The organism is Chlamydia pecorum E58 (assembly GCF_000204135.1).
GTDB lineage: Bacteria > Chlamydiota > Chlamydiia > Chlamydiales > Chlamydiaceae > Chlamydia > Chlamydia pecorum.
In genome coordinates this window covers 1,043,881-1,068,136 of record NC_015408.1, presented here as the reverse complement: position 1 = coordinate 1,068,136, position 24,256 = coordinate 1,043,881, and the positions used below count along the sequence as shown (strand labels likewise).

Genomic DNA, 24,256 nt, shown 5'->3' with positions numbered 1-24,256 from the left:
TTCATGTTTAAATGGTATGTCGTCCAAGTCTTTACGGCTCAAGAAAAAAAAGTGAAAAAAGCTTTAGAGGATTTTAAGGAATCCTCAGGAATGGCGGAATTTATACAAGAAATTATTTTGCCCAGCGAAAACGTTATGGAGGTTAAAAAGGGTGAGCATAAGGTTGTTGAAAAGTACATTTGGCCGGGATATCTCCTTGTTAAAATGCATCTTACAGATGACTCTTGGTTGTATGTAAAAAGTACCGCTGGTGTTGTAGAATTTCTTGGTGGAGCCAAACCCGTAGCGCTTTCAGAAGATGAAGTGAGAGATATTTTAACGGATATGGAAGAAAAGAAAGCTGGAGTTGTGCAGAAGCATAAGTTTGAGGTGGGATCTAGAGTCAAAATTAATGACGGAGTGTTTGTAAACTTTATTGGAGTCGTTTCCGAAGTTTTCCATGATAAAGGAAGATTGAGTGTGATGGTTTCTATTTTTGGTAGAGAAACACGGGTCGATGATTTGGAGTTTTGGCAGGTCGAAGAGGTTGCTTTAGGGCAAGAATCTGAATAAATACAACAAAACCAGTGTATTCTTAATGGCTATCTTCTTATAATTTTAGTTTTTCGTTTTTTTCCTCTAGGTTTAGAGGAGTATCAACGCAAGTAGGGTTCAGTATGTCGAATAAAAAGGTAATCAAAATAATTAAATTGCAAATTCCCGGAGGAAAGGCAAACCCAGCGCCGCCTATTGGACCAGCTTTGGGTGCTGCAGGGGTAAATATTATGGGATTTTGCAAAGAGTTTAATGCTGCAACCCAAGATCGTCCTGGAGATCTTCTTCCAGTTGTGATTACCGTATATTCTGATAAAACTTTTACCTTTATCACAAAGCAACCTCCAGTGTCTTCTCTAATTAAAAAAGCTTTAAATTTAGAGTCTGGTTCTAAAATTCCTAATAGAAATAAGGTGGGAAAATTAACTCAAGCTCAGGTTGCTGCGATTGCAGAACAAAAGATGAAAGATATGGACATCCTTCTTCCTGAGTCTGCGAGACGAATGGTAGAAGGCACAGCCCGAAGTATGGGTGTAGAAGTAGAGTAACTATTTTAGAGTTAGAGTTGTATAATTATGACCAAGCATGGAAAGCGCATACAAGGCATCTTAAAAAGTTATGATTTTTCAAAATCATATTCTTTGGCAGAGGCTATTGATATTTTGAAGCAGTGTCCTTCTGTTCGTTTTGATCAAACTGTAGATATCTCTGTAAAATTAGGTATTGATCCAAAGAAAAGCGATCAACAAATCCGTGGTGCTGTTTTCCTTCCAAATGGAACGGGAAAGACCTTAAAGATTTTGGTTTTTGCCGCAGGAGAGAAGGCGAAGGAAGCTGTAGCTGCAGGAGCTGATTTTGTGGGTAGTGATGAGATTATTGAGCAAATAAAGAATGGATGGTTAGACTTTGATGTTGCTGTTGCGACCCCGGATATGATGCGGGAAGTAGGAAAGCTGGGGAAAATTTTGGGGCCAAGAAATCTTATGCCTACCCCTAAAGCTGGAACTGTAACAGTCGATGTTGTTAAGGCTATTTCTGAGCTACGAAAAGGAAAGATTGAGTTTAAAGCAGATCGTGCTGGCGTATGTAATGCTGGCGTAGGGAAGCTTTCTTTTGACAGTGCTCAAATTAAAGAGAATATCGAAGCTTTTTGTCATGCTTTAATTAAAGCTAAACCTCCCGCAGCTAAAGGGCAGTATTTAGTGTCATTTACTGTTTCTTCTACTATGGGACCTGGGATTTCTATAGACACCAGGGAATTAATGGCGTCTTAATCATTCAGAGGAAAAATGAAAGAAGAAAAAAAGTTGCTTTTACAGGAAGTAGAGGAAAAAATTTCTGCAGCCCAGGGGTTCATTGTATTGAGATATCTTGGATTTACAGCTGCATATGCTCGAGAGCTTCGTAACTCTCTCTTTGAAGTTTCTGCAGAGTTTGAAGTGCTAAAAAAGAGGATTCTTTTTAAGGCCCTTGAGTCTCAGGGAGTGCAATACGATTGTTTTAATGCTGATGGGCATCTTGGTGTTGTTTTTTCTTACAAGGATGCTGTTTCTGCTGCAAAGCAAGTATTAGATTTTAATAAACAGCATGGCGATTCTTTAGTTTTTCTCTCCGGAAGAATAGATAACGCTTTTCTTTCTGGTGAAGAGGTAGAAGCTATAGCGAAGTTGCCATCTCTTAAAGAACTCAGACAACAAGTTGTGGGTATTCTTGCTGCTCCGATGTCTCAAGTTGTTGGAGTTATGGGGGGTGCTCTTTCTGGAGTTCTCTCTTGCGTAGAGCAGAAAATAGAAAAAACTCAAGAGTAAGGTTAAATTTTTAATTTAGATAGGGTGACAAAGTGACAACAGAAAGTTTGGAGACTTTAGTGGAGACATTGAGCAACTTAACAGTGTTGGAGTTGTCTCAATTAAAAAAATTGTTAGAAGAAAAATGGGATGTTACAGCTGCTGCTCCTGTTATGGCTATTGCAGGTGCGGGTGCTGCTGCTGGGGGAGATGCTGCTTCTGCAGAGCCAACAGAGTTTGCTGTAATTTTAGAAGATGTTCCTGCGGATAAAAAAATTGGTGTGTTAAAAGTTGTTCGGGAAATTACCGGCTTGGCTTTAAAAGAAGCTAAAGAAATGACTGAAGGCTTGCCAAAAACCGTCAAAGAAAAAACTTCCAAGCTTGATGCTGAAGAAACAGTGAAGAAACTGCAAGAGGCTGGAGCAAAAGCTTCTTTTAAGGGGCTGTAGCATAAAAGCGAAAACATAAAATTTTCGTTTTGTTTCTTTTCATCTATAAAGTTATGGTATTCCCTTTTACAAGTTTGTGTGAGTAGCTTGTGTGAGGGAAGTTTTGTCGTATTAAAATAGCAGGGAGAGCTAGCATGTTCAAGAGCCCTCATCGGGTCAGTGTTAAACAGAAGGAAGATGTCTTAGATCTTCCTAACCTTATTGAAGTTCAAATAAAATCTTATAAGCAATTTCTTCAGATTGGCAAGCTAGCAGAGGAAAGAGAGAATGTTGGCTTAGAAGAAGTCTTTAGAGAAATCTTCCCTATTAAATCCTACAATGAAGCTACAATTTTAGAATACCTTTCTTATAATTTAGGTGTGCCTAAGTATTCTCCTGAAGAATGTATTCGTAGGGGAATTACTTATAGTGTAACTTTGAAAGTTCGTTTTCGTCTTACAGATGAAACTGGGATTAAAGAAGAAGAGGTCTATATGGGAACAATTCCCATAATGACTGATAAAGGAACTTTTATTATTAACGGTGCTGAGCGGGTTGTGGTTTCTCAGGTGCATCGTTCTCCTGGAATCAATTTTGAGCAAGAAAAGCACTCTAAAGGAAGTATTCTATTTTCCTTTAGAATCATTCCTTATAGAGGAAGTTGGTTAGAAGCTATTTTTGATGTCAACGATCTTATCTATATTCATATTGATAGGAAAAAGCGACGAAGAAAGATCTTGGCTATGACCTTCATAAGAGCTTTGGGCTACTCTTCTGACGCTGATATCATAGAAGAATTTTTCCAAATTGAGGAAAACTCTTTAAGAAGTGAAAAAGACTTTACACTTCTTGTTGGGAAAGTTTTAGCTGATAATGTTATTGATGAGACCTCTTCTCTTGTTTATGGCAAGGCTGGAGAAAAACTCAGTACAGCTATGCTTAAGCGTATGTTAGATGCAGGCATAGCTTCCTTAAAAATTGCTGTAGGAGCAGATGAAAATCACCCTATCATCAAGATGTTGGCAAAAGATCCAACGGACTCCTACGAATCTGCTCTTAAAGATTTTTATCGTAGATTACGCCCAGGTGAGCCTGCAACTCTTGCTAATGCACGATCTACGATCATGCGATTATTTTTTGATCCTAAACGGTATAATTTAGGTCGTGTAGGGCGGTATAAGCTAAATTGCAAGCTAGGTTTTCCTATAGATGATGAGACGCTCTCTCAGGTAACTTTGCGGAAAGAAGATGTTATCGGTGCCTTGAAGTACTTAATTCGTTTGAAAATGGGTGATGAAAAGGCTACGGTAGATGATATTGACCACTTAGCAAACCGGCGTGTTCGTTCTGTGGGTGAGCTTATCCAAAATCAGTGCCGTGCTGGTTTAGCTAGAATGGAAAAGATTGTTCGAGAGAGAATGAATCTTTTCGATTTTTCTTCTGATACTTTGACCCCTGGAAAAGTTGTTTCTGCAAAAGGGCTTGCAAGCGTACTTAAAGATTTTTTTGGGCGCTCTCAGCTATCTCAATTTATGGATCAAACTAACCCTGTAGCAGAGCTTACTCACAAGCGTCGTTTATCTGCTTTAGGACCTGGAGGGTTGAATAGAGAGCGTGCAGGATTTGAAGTCCGAGACGTTCACTCTAGTCATTACGGACGTATTTGCCCTATTGAAACTCCAGAAGGGCCAAATATTGGTTTGATTTCTTCTCTTTCTGCCTTTGCGAAAATTAATGAGTTTGGATTTATTGAAACTCCGTATCGTATCGTGCGTGACGGAGTTGTGACAGATGAAATTGAATATATGGCAGCCAATGTAGAAGAGGAGTGCGTAATAGCTCAGGCTTCTGCAAGTTTAGATGAATTTAATATGTTCACAGAGCCTTTGTGTTGGGCTCGTTATCGTGGGGAAGCTTTTGAAGCAGATACGTCTACAGTCACGCATATGGATGTTTCTCCTAAGCAGCTGGTATCTATCGTTACTGGCTTAATTCCCTTCTTAGAGCATGATGACGCGAACCGAGCCTTGATGGGATCAAACATGCAGAGGCAAGCAGTGCCTTTGTTAAAAACAGAAACGCCAATAGTTGGTACTGGATTAGAAGCGCGTGCAGCGAAAGATTCCGGGGCTATCGTCGTCGTAGAGGAGGATGGCGTGGTTGAGTATGTTGACGGATATAAGGTTGTTGTTGCAGCAAAGTATAATCCGACAATTAAGCGTACGTACCATCTGAAAAAGTTCTTAAGATCTAATTCTGGGACGTGTATTAATCAAAGGCCTTTGTGTTCTGTCGGTGACGTTGTGACCAAAGGGGATGTAATAGCAGATGGACCAGCTACGGATCGTGGAGAGCTTGCTTTGGGGAAAAATGTTCTGGTTGCATTCATGCCCTGGTATGGATACAACTTCGAAGATGCGATTATTATCTCTGAAAAGCTCATTAAAAATGATGCTTATACTTCGATTTACATTGAAGAGTTTGAGTTAACCGCTCGTGATACAAAGCTAGGTAAGGAAGAGATCACTAGAGATATTCCTAATGTGTCCGAAGAGATTTTGGCGAATCTTGGTGAGGATGGGATTATCCGTATTGGCGCGGAAGTGAAGCCTGGAGATATTTTAGTTGGAAAAATCACTCCAAAATCTGAAACAGAATTAGCTCCAGAGGAGCGGTTGCTTAGGGCTATTTTTGGAGAAAAAGCTGCAGATGTGAAAGACGCTTCTCTTACAGTGCCTCCAGGGACTGAAGGCGTTGTCATGGATGTAAAAGTCTTTAGTCGCAAAGATAGATTGTCGAAAAGCGATGATGAGCTTATTGAAGAGGCTGTACATCTTAAGGACTTGCAGAAAAACTATAAAAATCAAGTTGCCGCACTTAAAACCGAATATCGCGAAAAGATTGGGGCTCTTTTATTTAATGAAAAAGCTCCAGCTGCCATTATTCATCGTCGCACAGCAGATGTGTTGGTTCACGAAGGAACGATTTTTGATCAGGAGATCATAGAGATTCTTGAGAAGGAGGCTTTAGTTGATCTTCTTATGCCTCCATGTGAGATCTACGATGTTTTGAAGGGAATGTTGTCTGACTATGAAACAGCATTACAAAGTTTAGAAGTAAATTATAAAACTGAGATTGAGCACATTCGTGAAGGAGATGCAGACCTTGATCATGGTGTAATTCGCCAGGTGAAAGTCTATGTTGCTTCAAAGCGTAAACTGCAAGTCGGAGATAAAATGGCTGGGCGCCATGGAAATAAGGGTGTGGTATCGAAAATTGTTCCAGAAGCAGATATGCCATATCTTTCCAATGGTGAAACCGTTCAAATGATTCTCAATCCTCTTGGGGTGCCTTCTAGGATGAACCTCGGGCAAGTATTAGAGACGCACTTAGGTTATGCAGCGAAAACTGCAGGAATTTATGTGAAGACCCCAGTATTTGAAGGATTTCCTGAGAGTCGCATCTGGGATATGATGATAGAGCAGGGGCTTCCTGCAGATGGAAAGTCTTTCTTGTATGATGGAAAGACCGGTGAACGATTCGATAATAGAGTTGTTATCGGTTATATTTATATGTTAAAACTTAGCCACTTAATTGCGGATAAGATTCACGCAAGGTCTATTGGGCCATACTCTTTAGTTACACAACAACCTTTGGGTGGAAAAGCTCAGATGGGAGGACAGAGATTTGGAGAAATGGAGGTTTGGGCCTTGGAAGCTTATGGCGTGGCTCACTTACTTCAGGAAATTTTAACAGTAAAATCTGATGATGTTTCCGGAAGGACAAGGATTTATGAATCCATTGTTAAGGGAGAGAATCTCTTAAGATCAGGAACTCCTGAGTCGTTTAATGTGTTAATCAAAGAAATGCAAGGCTTAGGACTTGATGTTCGTCCTATGGTAGTAGACGCTTAAAAAATCACTTGTTGGAGAAGATAATGTTCGGAGAAAATTCTCGAGACATTTCAGCCTTAGTTAAGGAAGGGCTGTTTGATAAATTAGAAATAGGTATTGCTTCAGATATTACAATTCGAGATAAGTGGTCATGTGGAGAGATTAAAAAGCCCGAAACAATAAACTACCGTACATTTAAGCCTGAAAAGGGTGGTTTGTTCTGTGAGAAAATTTTCGGTCCTACGAAGGATTGGGAATGCTGTTGTGGGAAGTATAAGAAGATTAAACACAAGGGAATTGTTTGCGATCGCTGTGGTGTAGAGGTTACTCTATCTAAGGTTCGTCGTGAGCGTATGGCGCATATCGAATTAGCTGTGCCCATTGTGCATATTTGGTTTTTCAAAACCACCCCCTCTAGAATTGGTAATGTTTTGGGAATGACAGCTTCTGATCTAGAGCGTGTAATCTACTACGAAGAATATGTAGTTATTGATCCGGGCAAGACAGATTTGACAAAAAAACAGCTTTTAAATGATGTGCAATATCGTGAAGTTGTTGAGCGTTGGGGTAAAGATGCTTTTGTCGCCAAAATGGGGGGAGAAGCAGTTTATGATCTTTTAAAATCAGAAGATCTCCAGAGTTTACTCAAAGAGCTGAAGGAGCGTTTACGTAAAACTAAATCACAGCAAGCACGAATGAAGCTTGCAAAACGTTTGAAGATTATTGAAGGATTTGTTTCTTCTTCTAATAACGCTGAGTGGATGGTTTTAAAAAATATTCCTGTAGTTCCACCTGATCTTCGTCCTTTAGTTCCTTTAGATGGGGGACGGTTTGCTACCTCAGATTTAAATGATTTGTATCGTCGTGTGATTAATCGTAATAATCGTTTAAAAGCGATTTTACGTTTAAAAACTCCAGAAGTTATCGTGAGAAATGAAAAGCGTATGCTGCAAGAAGCTGTAGATGCGCTGTTTGATAACGGACGTCATGGGCACCCTGTAATGGGAGCTGGAAATCGTCCTTTAAAATCTCTTTCAGAAATGTTGAAAGGAAAGAATGGGCGTTTTCGTCAAAATCTTTTAGGAAAGCGTGTAGACTATTCCGGACGTTCTGTAATTATTGTTGGCCCAGAGTTAAAGTTCAACCAATGTGGTCTTCCTAAGGAAATGGCTTTAGAGTTATTTGAGCCATTTATTATTAAACGACTGAAAGACTTGGGAAGTGTGTATACTATTCGCTCTGCGAAGAAAATGATTCAACGTGGGGCTCCTGAAGTGTGGGATGTTTTAGAGGAGATCATTAAAGGGCATCCCGTACTTTTAAACCGAGCGCCGACACTTCACCGTTTGGGAATCCAAGCATTTGAGCCTGTATTGATCGAAGGTAAAGCAATCCGAGTTCATCCTTTGGTTTGTGCTGCTTTTAACGCAGACTTTGATGGAGACCAGATGGCTGTTCACGTGCCTTTATCTATAGAGGCACAGCTAGAGGCTAAAGTTTTAATGATGGCTCCAGATAATATTTTTCTTCCTTCTTCTGGAAAGCCTGTAGCGATTCCTTCTAAGGACATGACTTTAGGGTTGTATTACCTTATGGCAGATCCTACGTATTTCCCTGAGGATCACGGTGAGAAAACGAAGGTCTTTAAAGATGTAACAGAGGTTCTAAGAGCGCTAAATAACGGTGGATTTTTAGACGAAACTTTAGAAAATCGTCGTGATGAAACAGGACGAGGGATTCATATCCATGAAAAGATAAAAGTCCGTATTGATGGCCAGATTATTGAAACCACCCCAGGAAGGGTGTTGTTTAATAGGATCGTTCCTAAAGAGTTAGGATTCCAAAATTATAGTATGCCAAGCAAACGGATCAGTGAGCTGATTTTGCAGTGTTATAAAAAAGTTGGTCTTGAAGCTACGGTGCGTTTCCTAGATGACTTGAAGGATCTTGGCTTTGCTCAAGCAACAAAAGCTGCGATTTCTATGGGATTGAAAGATGTTAGAATCCCAGAAGTTAAAGAAGAAGTGCTCAAGGATGCATATAGTAAGGTTGCTATTGTTAGAAAGCAGTATGAAGATGGGATTATTACAGATGGAGAGCGTCATTCTAAAACGATTAGTATTTGGACTGAGGTTTCAGAACAGCTTTCTAACGCGCTTTACGTAGAAATCAGTAAGCAAGTTCATAGTAAGCATAATCCTTTGTTCTTAATGATTGACTCTGGAGCTAGAGGAAACCGTTCTCAGCTGAAGCAGTTGGGGGCATTACGGGGATTGATGGCGAAGCCGAACGGAGCAATTATTGAATCTCCGATTACTTCGAATTTCCGAGAAGGATTGACTGTTTTAGAGTATTCGATTTCATCTCACGGAGCGCGTAAAGGTTTAGCCGATACAGCGTTGAAAACTGCGGATTCTGGGTATCTAACGCGAAGGCTTGTTGATGTTGCTCAGGATGTTATCATTACGGAAAGAGACTGCGGAACATTGAACCATATTGAGGTATCTGCTGTTCGTCAGGGATCTGAAGAGCTTTTGCCTTTGAAAGACCGTATTTATGGCCGTACTCTGGCTGAAGACATCTATCAACCAGGAGATAAAAGTAAGCTATTGGCTCAAAATGGCGATGTGCTAACTTCTGCACAGGCTGAGGCTATTGACGACTTTGGAATTGAATCGATAAAAATTCGCTCTACATTAACTTGTGAAAGTCGTCGTGGTGTATGTGCGAAATGTTATGGCTTGAATCTGGCTAATGGTAGACTTATTGGCTTAGGAGAGGCTGTAGGAATTATTGCTGCACAATCTATTGGGGAGCCTGGAACGCAGTTAACAATGAGAACGTTTCACCTTGGAGGTATTGCTGCAACATCTTCAACTCCTGAGCTCGTTGCTAGCTATGATGGGGTATTGGTTTATACTGACCTAAGATTTGTTAAAGGACAGGATGGAAATAATTTAGTCCTGAATAAGATGGGGGCAGTGCATATTGTCCGCGATGAGGGCCGTAGTCTTGAAGAATACAAGAAACTTTTAAGTACAAAATCTATAGAAAGTTTGGAAACTTTCCCTGTAGAGCTTGGAGTAAAGATTCTTGTAGAGGATGGAGAGAGTGTATCTCGAGGGCAGAAGATAGCAGAGGTTGAGTTACATAACATTCCTATTATCTGCGATAAGCCAGGATTTGTAAAATATGAAGACTTGGTTGAAGGAATTTCTACAGAGAAGGTAACAAATAAAAATACTGGGCTTGTAGAATTGATTGTGAAGCAGCATCGAGGGGAGCTACACCCTCAAATTGCTATTTATAGTGATCAAGATTTTTCAGAACTTGTAGGAACTTATGCTATCCCTTCTGGAGCTATTATTTCTGTAGAAGAAGGCCAGCAAGTTGATGCTGGAATGCTTTTGGCTAGACTCCCTCGTGGCGCGATTAAGACAAAAGACATTACTGGTGGTTTGCCTAGAGTTGCAGAATTGGTCGAAGCTCGTAAACCTGAAGATGCTGCAGACATTGCAAAAATCGATGGGATTGTTGACTTTAAGGGAATCCAGAAAAATAAACGTATTCTTGTAGTTCGGGACGAGAGTACAGGCATGGAAGAAGAACACTTGATTCCGCTAACAAAGCACATGATAGTTCAGCGTGGCGATAGTGTGATTAAAGGACAGCAACTTACTGATGGCTTAGTAGTTCCTCATGAGATTCTGGAAATTTGCGGTGTTCGCGAGTTGCAAAAATATCTCGTGAATGAGGTTCAAGAGGTATATCGTCTGCAGGGTGTGGATATTAACGATAAGCACATAGAAATTATCGTGCGACAAATGCTACAAAAGATCCGTATTACCGATCCAGGTGATACAACATTCCTTTTTGGCGAAGATGTTAATAAAAAAGAGTTTTACGAAGAGAACCGCCGTACAGAAGAAGATGGAGGCAAGCCAGCGCAGGCAGTTCCTGTGTTGTTAGGAATTACTAAGGCTTCATTAGGAACAGAATCCTTTATTTCCGCTGCCTCATTCCAAGATACTACACGTGTATTGACGGATGCCGCATGCAGTAGTAAGACAGACTATTTATTAGGCTTCAAGGAAAATGTAATTATGGGGCACATGATTCCTGGAGGTACGGGATTTGAAACTCATAAGCGAATAAAACACTACTTAGAGAAAGAACAAGAGGATCTCGTTTTTGATTTTGTCAGCGAATCTGAATGTACTTGTTAGTTAGAAAATTAAGGGGAGGGGCGGAAAGAATAAGAACCAAACCTCCCTTGATAGTAATCATTTTTTTTGATAGCTTGGCTTAGAAGAAGCAATGATGACAGGGGGCTTATGTCTAGTCAATTAGATCAACTACAGCAGTGGAGCGTTATCGTTTGTGATAGTGGTGATCCTGACCTAGTAAAGTCTTCAGGTGCCCGTGATGCTACGACAAACCCTTCTTTGATTTTAAAGGTTGCACAAGAGAAAAAATACCAGGAATTACTCAACGAAGCAGTAGTTTGGGGGATTCAACAAAATGGCGACGACGTTCAAACTCTGAATTTTATCTTAGATAAAATTCAGGTGAATTTTGGTTTGGAGATCTTAAAAAACGTTCCCGGTAGGGTTTCTTTAGAGGTAGATGCTCGTTTATCTTTTAGTAAAGAAGCTATTGTGCAGAGAGCCATTTTTTTATCTCAACTATATGAAACCATGGGTGGAGATAAGAAACGTTTGCTAGTGAAAATTCCTGCGACGTGGGAAGGAATTCAAGCTGTGAAGTTGCTGGAAAGTCAAGGGATAGCATGTAATGTAACCCTGGTTTTTAACCTTATTCAAGCAATTGCTGCAGCTCAAGCGAAAGCAACGCTAATCTCTCCTTTTGTTGGGCGTATTTATGATTGGTGGATAGCAGCTTATGGTGAAGAGGGGTATTCAATAGAAGCTGATCCCGGTGTTGCTTCTGTTTCTAGTATTTATGCGTATTATAAAAAATTTGATATTCCTACGCAGATTATGGCTGCATCTTTTAGAACAAAGGAACAAATTTTAGCTCTTGCTGGTTGTGATCTTTTAACGATTTCTCCTAAGTTGATAGAGGAGTTGAGAAGAGGTCAAGAGAAGATTGAGAAAAAGCTAGATCCGGCAGAGGTAAAGTCTTTAGATATTCAATCTGTAGAGCTTACGGAAAGCGCGTTTCGTTTCTTAATGAATGAAGATGCTATGGCTACAGAAAAGCTTGCTGAGGGAATCCGTATATTTTCTGGGGATACTCAAATTCTTGAGGCTGCAGTTACTGAATTCATTAAGCAAATAGGGGCGGCAGAGGCTTAGGAGCTTGTCTTTTTTTAAGCTTTTCTTTAAAACTCTTGCCTTGAAGGAAAAAAAGATCGCATCATGAGCAAAAACACTCAGCTATTAGCTTTTTCTTGTCCCTGTTGTAATAAAGGCTCAGTTTCTTTTTCTGTTTTTGATGTAGAGCAAAATTTGACCTGTAGTTTGTGTGCATCGACGTTTACTTTTGATACAGCGATGCGTAATGCTATTCGTCAGTTTGTTGCATTATGCTCTAGAATATATGATGCAAATGCTATTCTTGGGGATGCTGCGGTTTCTGTATCTATGCATGGCGATAAATCTGTAGAAATCCCATTCCAATTGCTATTTTCTCGATTTCCTGTAGTGTTGAATCTCGTTTTAGATGGGAAGAAAATTGCAATACGCTTCATCTTCGATGCTTTGCAGAATCACGTGCTGCACAAAGAAAGTTCTTTTCTTAGTTAATGTGCGAGAGTTTCTTCTTTAAACTTTTTTAAAGCTTCTTCAAGGATTGCATCCCCTGATGGAATTTTTGAAGCTTCTAATGAAAAGGAGGCTACAGCTTTAAAGAAGATCAAAGAAAGTTCTGGGTAGTCCTCTAATGTGGTTGTGCTTGTAAGAATGTATGCCGTATGGTTTAAAACTGCAATTGCTTGGAGACAATAGACTCGCCCCCAAGAAGAGTTCTTTTCTGTTTTTATAATCGTAAATTCCCCGCTTTGAGATTGGATATGTGTAAAAATCGATGACTCTAAAGTGGTATCTTGAGTTTTATGATACGTTAATACTTCCTCAACATATTCAGAAATCCCCTTAGAAGTAATTTCTTGTGCAAGGTTAATGGTTGGTGTAAGTTGCCCTATTCCACGACCAATAAATACTGCATCAAGCTTTTCAGGAAGCTGAGTTTTATCATCAATGCATTGCCACGTTTCGGGGTAATTTATCGTATAACCCACGCCAGAATACGATGACCATAAAAGGTTAGGGGACGAAGGCTTTCTCTGAGAGAACTTCTTTTTGTTTCTTGGTTGAGAATGCCTTTTAGGCTGCTTATAGGTAGGCTTTTTTATCTCAGGACTTTTGAAAGATTTGCGAAAGCGCTGTGGAGTTTTAGAGCGTTGTTGCTGAAATTGTTGTGGTTGTGTCTGTCTATGAGGAGATGCATACACAGAAGATATTGTGAATAAAGCTGCAATCAGAACCAAGTGTTTCATGAAAAACTTTTATTTAATTTCATTTAAATATGACGATACTATAAACTGCAAACCTAGTTGAATTATAGAGCTATCTTTTTTTTTAAACACTCTGTTTCTCATTAGCAAGCGGTAAAATTATGGCGGATCTTGGAGCAAATGATAAGCTGAAGCAGATATGTGATGCTTTGCGAATAGAAACCTTAAAGCCAGCAGAAGAAGAAGCAGAAGTCATTGTTTGTAATGCTAAGGAGCAAGCTAAAAGGATCATCCAAGATGCCAAAGAGCAAGCGAAAGAGATAATTCTTTCTGCAGAAGATCAAGCGAGTCATAAGATAAAACAAGGAGAAGCTGCTTTAGCTTTAGCTGGAAAGCGTACGTTAGAGTCTTTAAAGCAAGCTGTAGAAAATACAATTTTCCGAGAAGCCTTGGCAGAGTGGTTAGAGCAGATCACAATAGATCCTGAGTTTGTTGCAAAGCTTATGGAGGCAATGATTTCTGCAGTAGAGGGTCAAGGAATTACAGGAAGTCTTAGTGCTTACATAGGTAAACATGTTTCTCCTCGTAATGTGAATGAGCTTTTAGGAAAATCTGTAACAGCAAAATTAAGAAAGAAAAGCCTTATAATAGGAAATTTTTCCGGGGGAGTTCAGCTTAAGGTGGAAGATAAGGACTGGGTGTTAGACCTGAGTTCAGAGGCTTTGCTAGAGCTATTTTTGCGCTATTTGCAAAAAGACTTTCGTGAAATGATATTCCAAGGATCTTAAAGTTAGTTTCTAATCGTTAGATAGAATCTGCAACTAATTTTAGAGTTATCATGACTCAATATTATTTTTTGTCTTCATTTCTACCTTCTCAGCAACCTGAAGCGTCTCCTGTATTTTCTATAGATATTTTGGATGATTTGTTTGATTTAAACTTATCTTCTAAGGATTTACATTACTATACAGTCCTGAAACGTTTTTTTGATTTCGAGAATTTTGCTTTTTTTTGGGCCGATAAGCCTCTTCCTTTTTCTTTTGGGACAGTAACTCAAGAAAATGTTGCTAGTTTAGTCCGTTATCAACAATGGACAGAGGATTGTGAGTTTGAAGAGTTTTTTAAGGATTTTCTTTTGGCATATAGAACACCAAAAGAAAGGCTTAAGGAGTTTTCTTCTCTTGTTCGAGAGTTTTTAACATATTATCAAAATAGTTCTTCTCAGTTCTTAAGGGAGTATTTTACCTTTAAACAACAGCTAAGGGTTGTTTTAGCAGGATTTAGAGCAAAAGTTTTACATTTAGACGTTTCGTATTTATTAAGAAATGAAGACAGTTCGGATCCTGTTGTGCTACAAGTTCTTATGCAAAAAGACGCCCCCAATTACGAGCTTCCTCAGGAGTTTTCAGATTTAAAAGATCTTTTGGCAGATTACGGGCGTTTACCTCATACTTTGCATCGCACGTTGTTGCTCTATGAATTTCATAAGTTAGAAGAATTCTATCGTAACGCGTACTTTGATGAAAATCTTATATTGGCAAAGGCTGCGTCTTATATGTTTGCAATTCGCAATCATTTGGCAAATGCTAAGAAGGGAAGAGAAATCATTAACCAGATAGAAAAGGCAATCACATGGTAGCTGCTTTAAAACAAACAACACAAGGGTATGTTATCGAAGCTTATGGCAATTTACTGCGTGTTCGTTTTGATGGCCACGTACGCCTAGGCGAAGTCGCTTATGTTAATGTTGAAAATGTTTGGCTTAAGGCGGAAGTTATTGAAATTGTTGGTCAAGAAGCAAAAATTCAGGTGTTTGAAGATACACAGGGAGTTCGCCGTGATGCTGTAGTGACTTTTTCTGGGCACCTATTAGAAGCAGAACTTGGGCCTGGATTGCTGCAGGGGATTTTCGATGGATTGCAAAATCGGCTGCAAGAGCTTGCTGAAGATAGCTCGTTTTTGCAGAGAGGGAAATATGTAGATCCTCTTTCAGATCAGGTGTTGTGGGAGTATAGCCCAAAAGCTGTTGTAGGAGACGTTTTAAAGCGAGGAGATACCTTAGGGATCGTAAAAGAAGGCCGCTTTGACCATAGAATTATGGTGCCTTTTGCTTGTTTTAAAGAGGTGACCATTACGTGGGTAATCTCTGCAGGGAACTACAATGTTAATACCGTAGTTGCTAAAGCTCGTGATGCCCAAGGGGAAGAGTATGCCTTTACTATGGTACAGAAATGGCCTATTAAGCAGTCGTTAATCGAAGGAGAAAGAATTGCTGCTCACGAGATTATGGACGTGGGCCTGCGTATTTTGGATACGCAGATCCCTATATTAAAGGGGGGGACATTTTGTACTCCAGGACCTTTTAGTGCAGGGAAAACAGTGTTGCAACATCACCTGTCGAAATATGCTGCAGTAGATATTGTGGTGCTGTGTGCTTGCGGAGAGCGTGCAGGGGAGGTTGTCGAGGTACTGCAAGAATTTCCCCATCTTATAGACCCCCATACGAAGACCTCGTTAATGAATAGGACGTGTATTATTTGTAATACATCCTCTATGCCTGTAGCGGCTCGAGAATCTTCTGTATACTTAGGGATCACGATCGCAGAATATTACCGCCAGATGGGGTTAAATGTCTTGCTCCTTGCAGACTCTACGTCAAGATGGGCTCAGGCTTTACGTGAAATTTCAGGACGATTGGAAGAAATTCCTGGGGAGGAAGCTTTCCCAGCATATTTGTCTTCACGCATCGCAGCATTTTATGAGCGTAGCGGAGTATTGCGTATGCGAGATGGTTCCGAAGGATCCTTAACTATCTGTGGGGCGGTTTCCCCTGCAGGAGGAAATTTTGAAGAGCCTGTAACACAATCTACACTCTCTGTTGTTGGGGCTTTTTGTGGGCTTTCCAAAGCTCGAGCAGATGCTCGCCGTTACCCTTCCATAGATCCGATGATTTCTTGGTCGAAATATCTACATAAGGTGGCATCTATTCTAGAGCATAAGGTGAAGGGATGGGGAGTTGCGGTAGAAAAGGCGGGAGATTTTATACGGGAAGGAACAGAAATCGGTAAGCGCATGGAGGTTGTCGGGGAAGAAGGAATCTCTATGGAAGATATGGAAATCTTCTTAAAAGCTGAGCTATACGATTTTTGTTATCTACAGCAAAACGCTTTTGATCCGGTAGATTGTTACTGTCCGTTTGATCGGCAAATTGAACTATTTTCATTAATGAGTCGTATTTTTGATGCGAAGTTTATTTTTGAAAGCATGGATAATGCAAGAAGCTTTTTCCTAGAGTTGCAAAGTAAAATTAAATCTTTAAATGGAATGGTATTTCATTCTCCAGAGTATATGGAAGGAATGGAAGTTATTCTGAACTTGCTGAAAGCTAAGATGGTAGAGTCGGTGTAAAGGTATGCGAACAATATACACAAGAATCACTGATATTAAAGGAAACTTAATTACTGTAGAGGCTCAGGGAGCTTGTCTCGGAGAACTAGCTCAAATCGAGCGTGCCGATGGGAGGTCTTCATACGCTTCAGTTTTACGTTTTGATGAGAAAAAAGTCACCCTACAAGCTTTTGGAGGAACCTCGGGATTATCTACAGGGGACCGGGTTGTCTTCTTAGGACGCTCTATGGAGGTGGTTTTTGGAGAGTCTTTATTGGGGAGGAGACTGAATGGGATTGGAAAACCTATAGATAATGAGGGAGAATGTTTTGGAGAGCCTATAGAAATCTCGACTCCTACTTTTAACCCTGTATGTCGTATTGTCCCGAGGGATTTGGTAAGAACTAATATTCCAATGATTGATGTATTTAATTGTTTGGTGAAGTCTCAGAAAATTCCTATTTTTTCTTCTTCTGGTGAGAATCACAACGCCTTACTTATGAGAATTGCAGCTCAAACAGACGCAGATATTGTTGTGATTGGAGGGATGGGGCTGACATTTATTGATTACAACTTCTTTGTAGAGAAAGCTAAGGAGTTGGGTTTCGAAGATAAGTGTGTGATGTTTATCCATAAGGCTATAGATGCTCCTGTAGAGTGTGTGTTGGTACCAGATATAGCCCTATCATGTGCAGAAAAGTTTGCTGTAGAGCAAAAGAAAAATGTTTTAGTGCTACTGACAGATATGACAGCATTTGCAGATGCTTTGAAAGAGATCGCCATTACTATGGATCAAATCCCTGCAAATCGTGGGTATCCTGGATCATTGTACTCGGATCTTGCTTTGCGTTATGAGAAAGCTGTGGATATTGCTAGTGGAGGATCGATTACTGTAATTACGGTCACGACAATGCCAGGAGATGACATTACACATCCTGTTCCTGATAACACAGGATTTATTACGGAAGGGCAGTTTTACCTGAAAAATAACAGGATAGATCCGTTTGGGTCGTTATCGAGACTTAAACAATTGGTAATTGGGAAAGTTACCCGAGAGGATCATGGGGATTTAGCTAATGCGCTAATTCGGTTATATGCAGACTCCCGTAAGGCTGCAGAAAGAATGGCAATGGGCTTTAGGTTGTCTAATTGGGATAGAAAGCTTTTAGCTTTTGCAGAGCTTTTTGAAAGTCGCCTAATGAGTTTAGAGGTGAATATTCCTTTAGAAGAAGCTTTGGATATTGGATGGAAGATTTTAGCTCAGAGCTTCCATTCTGAAGAAGTGGGAATTAAGCAACAGCTTATTAATAAGTATTGGCCACAAACATGTCTGAACAGATAAAACTGACAAAGAATGCGTATCGCTTGGAGAAAGTCAAGCTTGCGCGTTTGCAAACCTACTTGCCTACATTGAAGCTTAAAAAAGCTTTGCTTCAAGCTGAAGTGCAAAATGCAGCTCGCGATGCGTTAGAAAAACAAAACGCATATTCCCAGGCTAAAGAAAGGCTCTATGCTTTTGCTGAACTGTTTAGCTTGCCTCTTTATGTCGATTGTATTTTTGAAAGCTTTGTCGTGGAGCACGTAGATAAGGAATATGAGAACATTGCAGGGGTCGAAATCCCTGTTGTGAAAAGCATATCCTTAAGTCAGACGGAGTATTCTTTATTAGATACTCCTATATGGATGGACGCTTTAATTGTGTCTTCCCAAGAGTTTGTCACAGGGAAGATTATGGCAGAAGTTGCGATGCAGCGGCAGCAAATACTTGAGTCAGAGTTGCGAGCAGTTTCTATTCGTGTGAATTTGTTTGAGAAGAAGCTAATTCCTGAAACAATCCAAGCTCTGAAGAAAATAGCAGTGTTTTTAAGTGACCGAAGTATAACAGATATCGGCCAGGTGAAAATTGCCAAGAAAAAAATCGAGCAGAGAAAACGAGGAGAGCCATGCGCGTAGATGTTCACAAGTACCTCTTTATAGGTCGTGATAAAACTTCGTTTTTTTCTGCTTGTCGGGATCTTGGTGTCGTAGAATTTGTTTCGAAGAAGCATGTTATTGCAACGGAAAATACAAGTCACTTTATTAAATGCTTGAAGATTTTTCATCAGCTAGAACAGGAACGCTCTTCAGAAGCATTAATGATTGCGAAGGGAGAAGAGCTCTCCGTAGATGAAGTCATCAATCAAGTTTTATTATTACATCGTGAGATTCAAGAGCTTTCGGAAAAGGTAAAGACCTTAAATAAAGAAGTCGTTAGGGTAAAGCCCTTGGGGAGCTTTTCTTCTGAAGAGGTTTTAGAGCTTAAGAAGCGCTCAGGGCTTAGCCTAAGATTCTTTTACAGGAAACATATCGAAGGTGAGAATCTAGAGGTTCCTATATCAAATATGTTCTACCTCTCGACGGCATATAACTTTGATTATTATGTTGTCGTTGGAGTCGTAGAGCTCCCGAATAATGTCTATACGGAGATCGATGCTGCGAAATCTGTAAATGAACTTCAAGCTGAAATAGTCAATGTACAAAGGGAAATTCGACTAAAGACAGAAAGATTGAGAGAGCTCTATGCGTACCGGCATGACGTTAGCATGGGGCTTTGTGCATGCATAAATGAGCAAAACTTGCATCATGCTGAAGAGTGTTGTGAAGAGCTGTTTGAAGGCAAGGCATTTGCAGTAGTAGGTTGGGTTGTTTCGGATCAGGTTAAAGTACTTACACATATATGCAAGGAGCATCAAGTATTCTTAGAGAGAGTCGCTATAGATGATCAAGAAGTTGTTCCTACGTATCTTGAAAATAAAGGCATCGGTAAGATGGGGGAAGACCTAGTAAATATTTATGATACCCCAGCTTCTTCCGATAAGGACCCCTCTTCTTGGGTATTTGTCTCCTTTGTAGTGTTTTTTTCTATGATTGTGAACGATGCAGGATATGGTCTGCTTTTTCTTCTGACGTCTTTATTCCTTGTATATAAGAGTCGGGGGAAAAAACGAACTTCGGCAGCTTTGTCGCGTTTCTTAAAGACCTCTTCTATCTTAGGGATTGGCTGCATGTGTTGGGGAGCCGCAACGACCTCCTTTTTTGGTATGACATTTAGTAATCAAAGCCTTTTACGTCAGTACTCCCTAACACATATTTTAGCATTGAAAAAAGCTGAATATTACGTAACGAATCGTCCCCAGGCATATAAGGAACTTGTAAATGAATATCCTCTATTAAAATCTATAGATAATCCTGAGGCCTTTTTGCTTAAAGAAGACTTCTCCGGAGGAGAGTCTAAAGCAATTGTGTACAATAAGTTTATCGATAGTATCTTAATGGAGCTTGCTTTGATCGTTGGGGTGGTTCACCTTGCCTTAGGGATGTTGCGGTATTCGCGTTTTCGCTATTCCGGTCTGGGATGGATTATTTTCATGATTTGTGCTTACTTGTACGTTCCAACCTATTTGCATGCAGTGTCTATAATCCACTATGTATTCCATGTTCCGTATGTTTTGGGGGCGACTATTGGCTATTATGGAGTCTTTGTAGGAATAGGTGTAGCAGTGCTTCTTGCAATAGTACAAAGAAGCTGGAGAGGTATTGACGAGGTTGTTGCTGTAATTCAGGTGTTTTCTGATGTCCTTTCTTACTTGCGTATTTATGCTTTAGGATTAGCGGGGGCAATGATGGGAGCTACCTTTAATCAAATAGGATCGCGCTTCCCAATGCTTATCGGATCAGTAATTATTCTCTGTGGGCATATGGTGAATATTGTTCTGTCTATTATGGGAGGGGTAATTCACGGGTTAAGGTTAAACTTTATTGAATGGTATCATTACTGTTTTGATGGAGGCGGGAAATTATTACGGCCCTTGAGGAAAATCGTTTGTAATGAAGATTTCGATGTTTAAGGGATTCGTTTAGATAATAATTCTAGGGTTTGATAAACTCACCGCTATTGATTTTATAACAAAAGGTTTTCTTAAGAGATCGCAAAGAGGTACATATGATAGATTTATCTGTTATCGGGCCGGCTATAGTTTTGGGACTAGCTATGATAGGGAGTGCCATAGGTTGTGGTATAGCTGGTGTAGCTTCGCACGCTGTGATGTCTCGGATAGATGAGGGACACGGGAAACTTATCGGCATGTCTGCAATGCCATCATCTCAATCTATTTATGGGTTTATTTTAATGTTGATCATGCAAGGGTCAATAAAGAGCGGATCCTTATCTCCTATTGGAGGAATTGCTATAGGGGTATCTGTAGGGGCCGCTTTGTTAATTTCTGCAGTGATGCAAGGAAAATGCTGTGTCAGTGGAATTCAAGCTTATGCAAGATCCTCATCAATCTATGGTAAATGTTATGCCTCAATCGGGATCGTCGAGTCGTTTGCACTCTTTGCTTTTGTTTTTGCGCTATTACTACTGTAGAGCATTACTCACTTTTATTTTGTTACCTTTTATAGGCGTGTTGTGCCTTTCAGGCTGTTCTGAGCCTATGTTATCCTCTTTTACAGAATTTGTTGACAACGAGTATACTGCTGCTGCTCAACTTGGGATAGAATCCGCAGGAATGCACGAAATCTTTGGTCAGCAGGTGGTTGTAACTTGGAGTCTGCCTCATCGTATGCATAAGAGTTTGCCGCTTACCTTGCAGCTTTGGGTGTACCACGGCTGTGGTCGAGTGGAGAAATTAACTTATGACATTTCCCAGTTGTCAGGATATCGTGTGTATTGCATCAAAGATGATGAGTATGAAGAGAATCAGGGGATAGTTTCTTATCGCGTGGCTTTATTGAACGGAGATAAAGAAATTATCAGCCGACGTCATCATCTTTGGATGGATGTGATTTCAGTAGATGAATTCTCGGATGCCTAATGGGATTCGATTTCTTTGATGATTATAGATAATTATAAATATGTTGTTGGATTGAAAGTATGAACGAAGAAGAATTGCCTAAGGCATATGATCCTAAAGGGGTGGAGAAAGCTCTTTATGCTTTTTGGGAGGAGAAAGGGATGTTTACAGCTGATTCTTCAAGCTCTAAGCCTCCCTATTCCATTGTGATGCCGCCTCCAAATGTTACGGGAATTTTGCATATGGGTCATGCTTTGGTAAATACCTTGCAGGATGTATTAATTCGATATAAGCGTATGCAGGGGTTTGAGACATGTTGGATTCCAGGAACAGACCATGCAGGAATTGCTACGCAGGCAGTTGTTGAGAGGCGTCTTTTTGAGACTTTAGGGAAACGACGAAGTCAATTTTCTCGAGAAGAATTTTTAGAGCATGTCTGGGAATGGAAGGAAAAAAGCGAGGAAGTCATTCTTTCACAGCTTAAGCAGTTGGGATGTTCATGCGACTGGACGAGAAAGCGCTTTACTTTAGAGACCTCAGCATGTCGTGCTGTTAAGCGGGCTTTTAAGAAGCTTTTTGATCAAGGTAATATTTATCGTGGGTATTATCTTGTGAACTGGGATCCTGTATTGCAAACTGCCCTCTCTGATGATGAAGTCGAATATGAAGAGAAAGAGGGGTGGTTGTATTATATTCGCTACCGTGTTGTAGGATCTGAGAAATTTATAATAGTGGCAACAACGCGTCCTGAGACCCTATTAGGGGATACTGCTGTTGCTGTACATCCTGAAGATGAGCGCTATAGGGAGTTTATCGGGGAGAAATTAGAAGTGCCTTTTGTCCAAAGGGAGATCCCAATTTTGGGAGATACCTTTGTAGATCCTGATTTTGGAACGGGAGCTGTAAAAATCACCCCTGCACATGATAAAGATGACTACCAAATGGGAGAGCGTCATAGGCTGCCTAAGATCAATATCTTGACGCCCTCAGGGAAAATCAATGAAAACGGCGGGCCTTTTGAGGGATTACATAAGGAAAAGGCGCGCGAGGAAATCCTTATTGCTTTAGATCAGGCAGGGTTGTTTGTTAAAAAGGAGCCGTATACGCTGCGGGTGGGAATTTCTTATCGGTCTGGAGCAGTAATAGAGCCTTATCTATCGAAGCAATGGTTTATTTCTGTAGACAGCTTCCGTAAGGAGGTATGTGATTTTGTTCATAGCGAGAGCATTCGTATTTTCCCTAAAGAGTTTAAGAGGAACTATTTAGCGTGGGCAAATAATCTTCGGGATTGGTGCATTAGCCGTCAACTTTGGTGGGGGCATCGTATTCCCGTATGGTATCATAAAGAGGACCCTGAAAGGATCATTTGCTATGATGGTGAAGGAGTCCCTGAAGAGGTGGCTAGAGATCCTGAATCTTGGGAGCAAGATCCAGATGTTTTAGATACGTGGTTTTCCTCTGGGTTATGGCCTCTGACTTGTTTGGGATGGCCAGATGAGAATGCCGAAGATCTCAAGAAGTTTTATCCGACGTCAGTGTTAGTCACTGGCCATGATATTCTGTTTTTCTGGGTGACGAGAATGGTGCTTCTATGCTTTGCCATGTATGGGGAAAAGCCATTTTCTGAGGTCTTTTTGCATGGGTTGATTTTTGGGAAGTCCTACAAGCGCTATAATGAACTGGGTGAGTGGAGTTACATTTCTGGAGCAGAGAAGCGTGAGTATGATTTAGGAAAAGAGCTCCCTAAAGATGTTATAGCTAAGTGGGAGAAGCTCTCAAAGTCCAAGGGGAATGTGATTGATCCCATAGAGATGATAGAGATGTATGGAGCAGATGCGGTTCGCATGACCTTGTGTTCCTGTGCGAACAGAGGAGAACAGATAGATCTTGATTTTCGTTTGTTTGAGGAATCTAAAAATTTTGCCAATAAGCTTTGGAACGGAGCGAGGTTTATTTTAGGGCATATTTCTGAGATGCGCTGTCAAGATCTTCTTTCTGGGATAGATCAAAGTACATTGCAGCTAGAAGATTACTATATTCTTGATGGGTTTAACCAGCTGATTGAGAAACTCCATGAGGCATATGAAGTGTATGCTTTTGATAAGATTGCTATGATGTCTTACGAGTTTTTCCGTAATGACCTATGCTCAACATATATTGAGATTATCAAGCCTATACTCTTTGGAAAGCAGGGGAGTGAGAAGGACAGACAAACCAAACGTAAGCTATTGTTGGTTTTGTTAGTCAGTATGTTGGGTGTGTTGCATCCTGTAGTTCCTTTTATTACAGAGTCTTTATTTCTTAAGGTTCAGGAGGTCTTGGGGCCGATGCTTGAGGGAGATGGCGATGCACTTACGCATCATGTTGTTGCAATGTTGCGCTCGAGAGCATGTATAGAAGCCCCTTATCCTCGAGCTTTTGCTATAGAATTTCCTCAAGATCTTCATGCATCATTTACTTTGGCCCAGCGTTTGGTATACACAGTACGCAATATCCGCGGAGAGATGCAATTAGATCCTAGAGTTCCTTTAGAGGCGTTTGTGCTTTGTCCTGAGGATATTGAGATCACGCGTTACTTCTCTATTATTCAGGCTCTTGGAGGGATATCTTCTATTCAATGTGTGCAGGAAGAGCCTAGAGATCGTGTATATAGCTTAGGGGTTATTGACAGTATTCGCCTAGGGATTTTTGTTCCTGAGGGGCATCTTGCTAAGGAAAAGGGACGATTAGAAAAGGAGAGTCAGCGATTACAAAGAGCTATAGAGAGTACTACGCACTTACTAAGTAGCGAGAGTTTTCGGTTGAAGGCAAATCCGCAGCTGGTGAAGGATAAAGAGGAAGCGTTGAGGAACTATCGTTTAGAATTGCAAGGGGTTTTAGATAAGCTAGTATCGCTATCTTAGGAGAGGCTGAG

At 40.4% G+C, this 24,256-nt stretch carries 19 protein-coding genes; 18 read left to right on the top strand and 1 reads right to left on the bottom strand.

Annotated elements, in window-relative coordinates; translation table 11 throughout:
- The first annotated feature begins 3 nt into the window (after positions 1-3).
- From nusG to G5S_RS04635, 9 genes are all read left to right on the top strand, one after another.
- Positions 4-552, top strand: a complete 549-nt coding sequence (nusG, locus tag G5S_RS04675; protein WP_013713066.1) for a transcription termination/antitermination protein NusG — start codon at positions 4-6, stop codon at positions 550-552.
- Positions 553-656: 104 nt separating this feature from the next.
- Complete coding sequence (gene rplK, locus G5S_RS04670) at positions 657-1,082, top strand: 50S ribosomal protein L11 (RefSeq protein WP_013713065.1); 426 nt, start codon at positions 657-659, stop codon at positions 1,080-1,082.
- Positions 1,083-1,109: 27 nt separating this feature from the next.
- The gene (rplA, locus tag G5S_RS04665; RefSeq protein ID WP_013713064.1) at positions 1,110-1,808 is read left to right on the top strand and encodes a 50S ribosomal protein L1; all 699 of its coding nucleotides are present in this window, start codon (positions 1,110-1,112) and stop codon (positions 1,806-1,808) included.
- Positions 1,809-1,823: 15 nt separating this feature from the next.
- Positions 1,824-2,342 carry a 50S ribosomal protein L10 gene (gene rplJ, locus G5S_RS04660; protein ID WP_013713063.1) on the top strand — a complete coding sequence of 173 codons (519 nt, stop codon included), beginning with the start codon at positions 1,824-1,826 and terminating at the stop codon, positions 2,340-2,342.
- Between the two features lie 32 nt (positions 2,343-2,374).
- Positions 2,375-2,770 (top strand): 50S ribosomal protein L7/L12, encoded by a 396-nt coding sequence (gene rplL / locus G5S_RS04655; RefSeq protein WP_013713062.1) that lies wholly within the window; start codon positions 2,375-2,377, stop codon positions 2,768-2,770.
- 134 nt (positions 2,771-2,904) lie between these two features.
- The gene (gene rpoB, locus G5S_RS04650; RefSeq protein WP_013713060.1) at positions 2,905-6,663 is read left to right on the top strand and encodes a DNA-directed RNA polymerase subunit beta; all 3,759 of its coding nucleotides are present in this window, start codon (positions 2,905-2,907) and stop codon (positions 6,661-6,663) included.
- Between the two features lie 23 nt (positions 6,664-6,686).
- Positions 6,687-10,868, top strand: coding sequence for a DNA-directed RNA polymerase subunit beta' (gene rpoC, locus G5S_RS04645; RefSeq protein WP_013713059.1), 4,182 nt, complete (start codon positions 6,687-6,689; stop codon positions 10,866-10,868).
- Between the two features lie 108 nt (positions 10,869-10,976).
- Positions 10,977-11,960 (top strand): transaldolase, encoded by a 984-nt coding sequence (gene tal, locus G5S_RS04640; RefSeq protein WP_013713058.1) that lies wholly within the window; start codon positions 10,977-10,979, stop codon positions 11,958-11,960.
- Between the two features lie 63 nt (positions 11,961-12,023).
- A complete protein-coding gene (locus G5S_RS04635) occupies positions 12,024-12,410 on the top strand; it encodes a hypothetical protein (protein ID WP_013713057.1) in 387 nt (128 codons plus the stop codon).
- Here the strand turns inward: G5S_RS04635 and G5S_RS04630 are convergent.
- On the bottom strand, positions 12,407-13,162 hold the full coding sequence (locus G5S_RS04630) for a hypothetical protein (protein WP_013713056.1): 756 nt from the start codon (positions 13,160-13,162) through the stop codon (positions 12,407-12,409). The genes G5S_RS04635 and G5S_RS04630 overlap by 4 nt on opposite strands.
- Positions 13,163-13,281: 119 nt before the next feature.
- Here G5S_RS04630 and G5S_RS04625 point away from each other — a divergent pair, with 119 nt between their 5' ends.
- The 9 genes from G5S_RS04625 to G5S_RS04585 all read left to right on the top strand — a co-directional run bounded on the left by G5S_RS04625 (position 13,282) and on the right by G5S_RS04585 (position 24,245).
- Complete coding sequence (locus G5S_RS04625) at positions 13,282-13,908, top strand: V-type ATP synthase subunit E (protein WP_013713055.1); 627 nt, start codon at positions 13,282-13,284, stop codon at positions 13,906-13,908.
- 50 nt (positions 13,909-13,958) lie between these two features.
- A complete protein-coding gene (locus tag G5S_RS04620; protein ID WP_013713054.1) occupies positions 13,959-14,759 on the top strand; it encodes a DUF2764 family protein in 801 nt (266 codons plus the stop codon).
- Positions 14,753-16,528 (top strand): V-type ATP synthase subunit A, encoded by a 1,776-nt coding sequence (locus G5S_RS04615; protein ID WP_013713053.1) that lies wholly within the window; start codon positions 14,753-14,755, stop codon positions 16,526-16,528. The genes G5S_RS04620 and G5S_RS04615 overlap by 7 nt, the downstream gene beginning before the upstream one ends.
- A gap of 4 nt (positions 16,529-16,532) precedes the next feature.
- The gene (locus G5S_RS04610; RefSeq protein WP_013713052.1) at positions 16,533-17,849 is read left to right on the top strand and encodes a V-type ATP synthase subunit B; all 1,317 of its coding nucleotides are present in this window, start codon (positions 16,533-16,535) and stop codon (positions 17,847-17,849) included.
- Positions 17,834-18,460, top strand: a complete 627-nt coding sequence (locus G5S_RS04605; RefSeq protein ID WP_013713051.1) for a V-type ATP synthase subunit D — start codon at positions 17,834-17,836, stop codon at positions 18,458-18,460. Before G5S_RS04610 ends, G5S_RS04605 begins: the two co-directional genes overlap by 16 nt.
- Entirely contained in the window at positions 18,451-20,394 is a 1,944-nt protein-coding gene (locus G5S_RS04600) for a V-type ATP synthase subunit I (RefSeq protein WP_013713050.1), read from the top strand. Before G5S_RS04605 ends, G5S_RS04600 begins: the two co-directional genes overlap by 10 nt.
- A gap of 95 nt (positions 20,395-20,489) precedes the next feature.
- Positions 20,490-20,915, top strand: a complete 426-nt coding sequence (locus G5S_RS04595; protein WP_021756765.1) for an ATP synthase subunit C — start codon at positions 20,490-20,492, stop codon at positions 20,913-20,915.
- A complete protein-coding gene (locus tag G5S_RS04590) occupies positions 20,815-21,363 on the top strand; it encodes a hypothetical protein (RefSeq protein WP_013713049.1) in 549 nt (182 codons plus the stop codon). The genes G5S_RS04595 and G5S_RS04590 overlap by 101 nt, the downstream gene beginning before the upstream one ends.
- Positions 21,364-21,422: 59 nt before the next feature.
- Positions 21,423-24,245 (top strand): valine--tRNA ligase, encoded by a 2,823-nt coding sequence (locus G5S_RS04585; RefSeq protein WP_013713048.1) that lies wholly within the window; start codon positions 21,423-21,425, stop codon positions 24,243-24,245.
- Positions 24,246-24,256 lie beyond the last annotated feature (11 nt).

Coding starts and splice junctions, on each gene's coding strand:
- G5S_RS04610 (WP_013713052.1), top strand. CDS start 16,533: ATGCGAACAATATACACAAGAATCACTGATATTAAAGGAAACTTAATT.
- G5S_RS04635 (WP_013713057.1), top strand. CDS start 12,024: ATGAGCAAAAACACTCAGCTATTAGCTTTTTCTTGTCCCTGTTGTAAT.
- G5S_RS04600 (WP_013713050.1), top strand. CDS start 18,451: ATGCGCGTAGATGTTCACAAGTACCTCTTTATAGGTCGTGATAAAACT.
- G5S_RS04590 (WP_013713049.1), top strand. CDS start 20,815: ATGCAAGATCCTCATCAATCTATGGTAAATGTTATGCCTCAATCGGGA.
- G5S_RS04625 (WP_013713055.1), top strand. CDS start 13,282: ATGGCGGATCTTGGAGCAAATGATAAGCTGAAGCAGATATGTGATGCT.
- G5S_RS04615 (WP_013713053.1), top strand. CDS start 14,753: ATGGTAGCTGCTTTAAAACAAACAACACAAGGGTATGTTATCGAAGCT.
- rplA (WP_013713064.1), top strand. CDS start 1,110: ATGACCAAGCATGGAAAGCGCATACAAGGCATCTTAAAAAGTTATGAT.
- G5S_RS04595 (WP_021756765.1), top strand. CDS start 20,490: ATGATAGATTTATCTGTTATCGGGCCGGCTATAGTTTTGGGACTAGCT.
- rplJ (WP_013713063.1), top strand. CDS start 1,824: ATGAAAGAAGAAAAAAAGTTGCTTTTACAGGAAGTAGAGGAAAAAATT.
- G5S_RS04585 (WP_013713048.1), top strand. CDS start 21,423: ATGAACGAAGAAGAATTGCCTAAGGCATATGATCCTAAAGGGGTGGAG.
- G5S_RS04620 (WP_013713054.1), top strand. CDS start 13,959: ATGACTCAATATTATTTTTTGTCTTCATTTCTACCTTCTCAGCAACCT.
- G5S_RS04630 (WP_013713056.1), bottom strand. CDS start 13,162: ATGAAACACTTGGTTCTGATTGCAGCTTTATTCACAATATCTTCTGTG.
- rpoB (WP_013713060.1), top strand. CDS start 2,905: ATGTTCAAGAGCCCTCATCGGGTCAGTGTTAAACAGAAGGAAGATGTC.
- tal (WP_013713058.1), top strand. CDS start 10,977: ATGTCTAGTCAATTAGATCAACTACAGCAGTGGAGCGTTATCGTTTGT.
- rpoC (WP_013713059.1), top strand. CDS start 6,687: ATGTTCGGAGAAAATTCTCGAGACATTTCAGCCTTAGTTAAGGAAGGG.
- rplK (WP_013713065.1), top strand. CDS start 657: ATGTCGAATAAAAAGGTAATCAAAATAATTAAATTGCAAATTCCCGGA.
- G5S_RS04605 (WP_013713051.1), top strand. CDS start 17,834: ATGTCTGAACAGATAAAACTGACAAAGAATGCGTATCGCTTGGAGAAA.
- nusG (WP_013713066.1), top strand. CDS start 4: ATGTTTAAATGGTATGTCGTCCAAGTCTTTACGGCTCAAGAAAAAAAA.